Genomic DNA, 4908 nt, shown 5'->3' with positions numbered 1-4908 from the left:
CAAACATGACCTTTCGGAAGATCAACTTCCAATTCCGTACCCGGTGCCTTGTATACCAGTTTGCTATACTGCTTTTTATTCAAGTACTCACGTGCTTTGATCAAAGTTTTGTTGTGCTCTTCCCAGGCCGCTACAGGATTCTCCCGATCGACACTGACAATGCTGAAGATTTGTTCCCAAAGCTTTTCTACAGCATCTTCCTCGTTTTCTTTAGGGAAGATTTTCTGAGCCCAGGCGGGAATGGGAATACTGACGATCGACCACTGGATTCGATCGTTCATCGTATAAGAACGGAACGTAGACATCGCTTCTGCTCTGGCCTTGTTAGCCGCTGCGACTTTTCCAGCATCAATTCCTTTAAGAAGGTCAGGGTCTGTGGAGCGCACAGACAAGATGGCTGCCCCTTCTTCAGCAAAATACGTGTACAGCTGTTGTTGCCATTCAGGCACTTCTGAAAGGGTTTCCTTGTCGGCATGCTCATATTTCATCCGGGTTAAGGCATCATCTCCCCAGTTAATATGTACATCCTTCGCTCCCATTTCATAAGCTTTTTTTGCGATGATACGTGTAAACTCAGCACCTTCAATTGTGGAGTTGATCATCAATTTTTGATCTTTTTGTAAGTTTACTCCTGTTTTCAATGCTAAATCTGCGTATTTTTCAAGCATTTCTTGATTAGGCATTTTCATGATTGTTTCCTCCCGTTTTCTTTCTGTATCCGTATTCATTATTCCATATTTACTGGTCTTTCACAAAAAAAGAGACCGGGCAAGCCCGCGTCTCCCATTAATCATTATTCTCCAATTCTTCAACAATTAATGATAATTCTTCCCATCGTTCCATCTTATCCTCTAACTGCCTTTCAAGGTCTCCCTGCTTTTGATACAATTCCTGAACCTTATCAAAATCACTGGAGGCTTCAGCAATTCCTTCACTGACCTCTTCAAGCTGTTCCTCTAAGGAAGCAATGTCGTCTTCAATCGTTTGCCATTCCTGCTTTTCGTGGTAAGAAAGTTTCCGCTTACGATTGGAGCGCCTTGTGGATTCTTGAGCCGATGTAGCTTTCTTTTGCTCTTGCTTCTTCTTCTCTTCTTGCTTGCGTGCTTCAAGATATTCTGAGTAATTTCCATAAAATCGTCTGATATCCCCGTTTTCAAACGCCAGCAGTCGATCTACCACACGGTCTAAAAAGTAGCGGTCGTGTGAAACCGTAATGACGACACCAGGAAATTGATCAAGATAATCTTCTAATACGCTAAGTGTTTCTGTATCCAGATCATTGGTAGGCTCATCTAGAAACAGGACGTTTGGTTCGCTCATCAAAACTCTCAACAAGTATAAGCGACGCCGCTCTCCTCCTGATAATCGTTTAATATATGTCCATTGCTGAGATCTTGGGAATAAGAAGCGTTCCAACATTTGCTCTGCTGTGATTTCGTCACCATCAGCCGTTGAAATGACCTCTGCCACTTCTTTTATATATTCGATGACTTTAAGCGAACCATCGATTTCTTCATGATCCTGAGTATAATACCCTATTTTCACAGTTGAGCCGATTTTGATCTTCCCATGATCAGGGTTCACCCGTTCAGCCATCATATTCAGTAAAGTCGTTTTTCCAGATCCATTCGGTCCAATAATCCCTAATCTTTCTCCAGGTACGACTAGATAGTTGAAATCATCGACAAGCTTTTGATCTGCGAACGATTTCGAGACTCCTTCCAGCTCAATCACTTCATTTCCAAGTCTGGTTGAACCAATGGCCATATCCACCTGTTCTTTGTTGGTGTCGAAGCTCTCCTCCTTCATGGCTTCCACCCGTTGGATTCTTGCTTTTTGTTTCGTGCTTCTCGCTTTGACTCCCGCCTTCAGCCACGCTAATTCTCGCTTTAGCGTATTGCGGTGTTTTTGCTCCGCCTGACGTTCCCATTCTTCACGTTCTGCCTTCTTCTCTAGAAAAGTTTCATAGTTTCCTTCATAGATATACAAGTTCCCGTGATCGAGTTCATAGATCAGGTTGGTAACTCGGTTCAAGAAATACCGATCGTGCGTAACAACCATTAGGGCACCTTTATAAGAAGCCAAATATTCTTCCAACCACTCAATCGTTTCATTATCCAAGTGGTTGGTAGGCTCATCTAACAATAAGAGATCAGCCGGTTGAATAAGGGCTTGTGCAATCGCCACCCTCTTCTTCTGTCCCCCAGATAATGAACTTACTTGTTTTTGATAATCTCCGATCCCTAATTTAGACAAAACCGTCTTCGCAACAGTATTCGCTTCCCATGCATCCGTTTCATCCATTTTTTGCTGTAAAGACAGCATACGATTCTGTACAGTTGCATCTTCAGGGTGCTCTGCAAGTTCCACTAGTACTTGTTCATACTGTCTCATGACCTTCATCATCTCAGACTCACCGTAATAGATTTGCTCAAGAACAGTTTTTTCTTCATCCAAGGCAGGTTCCTGAGGTAAATATTCCACAGTGAAGTCTTTAGCATGATCCAAATGGCCTGTATCGCCTTTCTCGATCTGTGCCAGTACCTTTAATAATGTCGACTTTCCTGTACCGTTCACCCCAATCAGACCGATTCTTTGCTGATTAGAAATCGTAAAGGATAAATCCTTGAACAGATCTTTATCTCCATAACTTTTACTTATATGATCAACTGACAATAAACTCATTTCGCTCATCCTTTAATAAGAATCTTTCCTCATGATATCACAAAAAAATCCTAGAGCTTCTTTGTATGCTCTAGGATTTTTTCAATTATCTATTGGCTTGCTTTCTATTTTCAGTTTCATTTTCATAGGCAATATCCTGATCTCGCCGCCAGTACTCGATCCCTTTCACTCCAGGAAGGAGATCTTGATAGAACACAGGGTCTTTTCCTTCTTTACGCTGTCTTCGATAATCCTTTAGAGCAGCATAAGCAACAGAGGATAGTCTGAAGATAGCATAAAGGTTGATAAGTGCCATGATCCCCATCGTTAAGTCAGCAAGAGACCAAACTAGATCGAACTCAGCTACAGCACCGAACATAACCATACCCAGGACGGCAATACGGTAAATGAAAATATTGCTTGAGCTCCTCTTAATGAACTCAATATTCGTTTCCCCGTAATAATAGTTTCCGATAATGGAACTAAACGCAAACAAGAAGATCGCAACAGCAATAAAAATGGAGGCCCACGTACCTAATTGAGATTCAAAAGCTGATTGTGTAAGCTGAATACCATCCAGCTCCGTTCCAGCATATTCACCTGCAAATAGGATGATAACTGCTGTCGCACTACATATAAGCAATGTATCCGTAAACACCCCTAATGTTTGAATTAGTCCTTGTTTAACAGGGTGAGTGACTTCAGATGTTGCAGCAGCGTTAGGCGCACTTCCCATTCCTGCCTCGTTAGAAAACAACCCTCGTTTAATACCGATCAAAATCATTCCCCCAAATGTTCCTCCGGCAATCTCTCGGAAACCGAAGGCTCCTTGGAAGATTTGACTGATCATAGTAGGAACTTGGCCGATATTCGAAAATAATACATATCCCGCTAAAATAATATAGAAGATAGCCATAATAGGAATTACATATTGGGTTACCTGCGCGATACGCTTCAACCCTCCAAATATAATTAAAGCCACTATAAAGGTCAAAATAGCTCCCATGAACCATTTTTGGATATTAAACGAGTTTTCAAAAGCAAGACGGATCGTATTCGATTGTACTGAACTGAAAACCAGTCCATACGTAAAGGTGATCGTTACTGCAAAGACAATTCCGAGCGCGCGGTTATTTAAACCTTTTTCCATATAATAAGCAGGTCCGCCACGATACTGGTTTTTGTCCGGGACTTTATAAATTTGTGCCAATGTACTCTCAATAAAACTTGAAGCACCGCCTAGAATAGCAACAAGCCACATCCAAAAAACAGCTCCAGGGCCACCAACCGTAATCGCTGCAGCTACTCCTGCCAAGTTACCTGTCCCTACCCTGGATGCCGTACTGATGGTAAAAGCCTGAAACGCAGACGTTCCCTTCTTCCCTTCTGCCGTCATTGAACGCTTATCAAATAGTACACGGATCATTTCAGGGATATAACGGAACTGAACAAAATTAAGTTTAATCGAAAACCATAAACCTAAACCTAAAAGGGCAGCAACTAAGATATATCCCCACATTAGATCATTTAAAAAAGATAGCAAGGATCCCACCTCCATAATTAAGATTGTAATTATTACCAATTGAAATTCGTTTACCCTTACTGCCTATTCATAAAACTGAAAAAAGACAAAGTAGTACAAAACTACTTTACCAACGAATCTAAACTAGAACAATTGGAATTTTAGGCCAGAATTGACGAGGCTCTATAAAACAGTTCAAATTCTTTTCAAATTTCACAATATATAACTAGAAACTCTCTATGCGCTATTGACTTGAGAATGATTTTCATTAGAATAGTAATTGGTATTGAAAATCATTTTCAATAAACAATCTAAATTTTACATATGAGGTGAGGAAATGAGAAACAAATGGTTTTTGTTTAGCTTTATCATGATTCTTTCCATCTTTACACTCGCAGCTTGCGGCAGCGATGAAGGAGAGAACGCTTCTGAAAGTGAAAATGAAGCGACAGAAGAAAGTGCCGACACCGAAGAAAACCCCACAGAAGAAAGCTCGGAATCTGCAGAGTACAAAGCAGAAGAAATTGGCGGCGAAGTAAACCTTTATACTGGGCGCCACTACGAAACAGACCAGGAGCTATATGATAAATTCACCGAAGAAACGGGTATAAAAGTCAACGTCATTAAAGGCGATGACGATGAGTTGATTGCTCGTCTAGATCGTGAAGGAAAAGCTTCCAAAGCTGACGTATTAATTACAGCGGACGCTGGTCGTCTGCACC

The 4908-nt window shown here is 41.3% G+C and carries 3 protein-coding genes and 1 pseudogene; 1 reads left to right on the top strand and 3 read right to left on the bottom strand.

Annotated elements, in window-relative coordinates:
- The 3 genes from LD39_RS08195 to LD39_RS08185 form a co-directional block, all read right to left on the bottom strand.
- A partial coding sequence (locus tag LD39_RS08195) for an aminopeptidase (RefSeq protein ID WP_197061405.1) occupies positions 1-689 on the bottom strand: 689 nt, incomplete at its 3' end.
- A gap of 97 nt (positions 690-786) precedes the next feature.
- Entirely contained in the window at positions 787-2685 is a 1899-nt protein-coding gene (locus LD39_RS08190; RefSeq protein ID WP_035545052.1) for an ABC-F family ATP-binding cassette domain-containing protein, read from the bottom strand.
- Positions 2686-2770: 85 nt separating this feature from the next.
- A complete protein-coding gene (locus LD39_RS08185; protein WP_035545053.1) occupies positions 2771-4222 on the bottom strand; it encodes a sodium:alanine symporter family protein in 1452 nt (483 codons plus the stop codon).
- A gap of 301 nt (positions 4223-4523) precedes the next feature.
- Here LD39_RS08185 and LD39_RS08180 point away from each other — a divergent pair.
- A pseudogene (locus tag LD39_RS08180) lies at positions 4524-4908 on the top strand (Fe(3+) ABC transporter substrate-binding protein); the annotation flags it as partial.

It is taken from the genome of Halobacillus sp. BBL2006 (assembly GCF_000786645.1).
GTDB lineage: Bacteria > Bacillota > Bacilli > Bacillales > Halobacillaceae > Halobacillus.
The sequence above is the reverse complement of the archived record's forward strand: the minus strand, read 5'-3'. Positions and strand labels throughout refer to the sequence as shown.